This is a genomic window from Alteromonas sp. CNT1-28, assembly GCF_022348345.1.
Taxonomy (GTDB): domain Bacteria; phylum Pseudomonadota; class Gammaproteobacteria; order Enterobacterales; family Alteromonadaceae; genus Alteromonas; species Alteromonas macleodii.
The window spans coordinates 1-1,473 of record NZ_JAKREZ010000091.1; the positions used below are offsets into that span (position 1 = coordinate 1).

At 39.9% G+C, this 1,473-nt stretch carries 1 protein-coding gene; it reads left to right on the top strand.

Features of this window, described 5'->3' with window-relative positions:
• Window positions 1-669 precede the first annotated feature (669 nt).
• Window positions 670-1,098, top strand: a complete 429-nt coding sequence (locus MHN02_RS21435; RefSeq protein WP_239247971.1) for a DUF4262 domain-containing protein — start codon at window positions 670-672, stop codon at window positions 1,096-1,098.
• Window positions 1,099-1,473: the final 375 nt, after the last annotated feature.

The window sequence follows — 1,473 nt, forward strand, 5'->3', positions numbered from 1 at the left end:
CAACTCAATAAACTCGCTCACTTCGTTCGCTGGGACGCATACACGCAGGGCGGCTTCGCCATTATGCCCTACGTTCCTGCGCCCGTTATTGAAAAGTTAGGCGATCGAGTCTAGAGAGTGATGTTTGATATGAAATTCTGGGAAAGTAATTTAAATAGATGCTCATATTTGTGTTTGACTATCATTGTAGCTGTATTTCCATTCTGGCATTTTTTTGATCATAGTCGTGATTCATTTATGCATTTAATTACATTTCTTCCATTCTGCATGATTGCCTTATTTTTGGTTTCGATATCTTTCTATAAATCTGTTAATTTTCCAGTTATAACGTTATGCGATAGTTTCTTGGTGATTCGGCAAAGAGCAAGTAACAAAAATGGATTTGTAATTAGCTATTCGAGTATTGAGCGAGTGATTTTCAGATTAGGTCAACTAATCATTCAGACAGCCAATGATAGAAGTATTGTTCAAATCTCAAATCTTTCATGTAGTGATAAGGCTAAATTGAAACAAATGTTATTATCCAAAATAGAAAAATTCGCCTAACAAAGTGTTAAACGCGGACAAATCTACGCTCCACAAGCATGTGGTTCGCTGCGCTCTGTTTACCACATGCCTGTTCCACTACAATTTGCCGGTTAACACTGCGTTATACGACATGGAGACATTGTGCAGATAACGGATAATATTGAAAAATATGGATGGCAATTCCAGTATGTATTTGATGCCGAAGGGGATAGACCAAATTTTGCGTATACAATAGGTTTGTTCGAAAGTTATTCTCACCCTGAAATCATGGTATTCGGCCTGAGAAAGGATGTTATGCATACACTTCTTTCAAACATCGCTGCTGAAATAAAAAACGGAGCGACTTTTAACTGTGATACAAAGTTTAGCGGCTTACTTAGCGATAACTTTGAAACAATGTTTAAAGAAATGCGAAGTGAATGGAAAAGCGAATATGCCGGTATTGCATTGGATTACTATGATAGAGAAATACCAATTTGGGTCTTGTTCTGGCCTGACAAGAATAATGTACTTCCATTAGAAAACGATTGTGAGCTTACAGTTCAGGCAGAGGCTGTAAGTGTCGTATAACAAAACACTAAAGGCACTCGCGCTGCTCGCTGGGACGCTAACACATAGGCTGCGTCACTTCGTTCCTAATTTTAGCCTATGTGTTATCGCCCCTTAGTGGGGTGTTGGTATGACTCCCTTTGTCAACCCTGAACGAGCGTATCCCTGACATTCTTTCAGTCCATAATTAGCTTTGTTTCTCACTTAAAATAAATGAGCTAACGCACCGGATGAGGCAGTAATGTCGTCGGTTAGTATGCTGGTATTCGTAGGTTACTCATTCGTTGAATGAGCAGTGCTGACCTTACATGTTCCGCCGTAGCACCTTCTCATCAGTCTATGCTCGTGGGTCAATCACGATTAAGTGATTGCCATCATAACGCCCTCGTAGGTTGT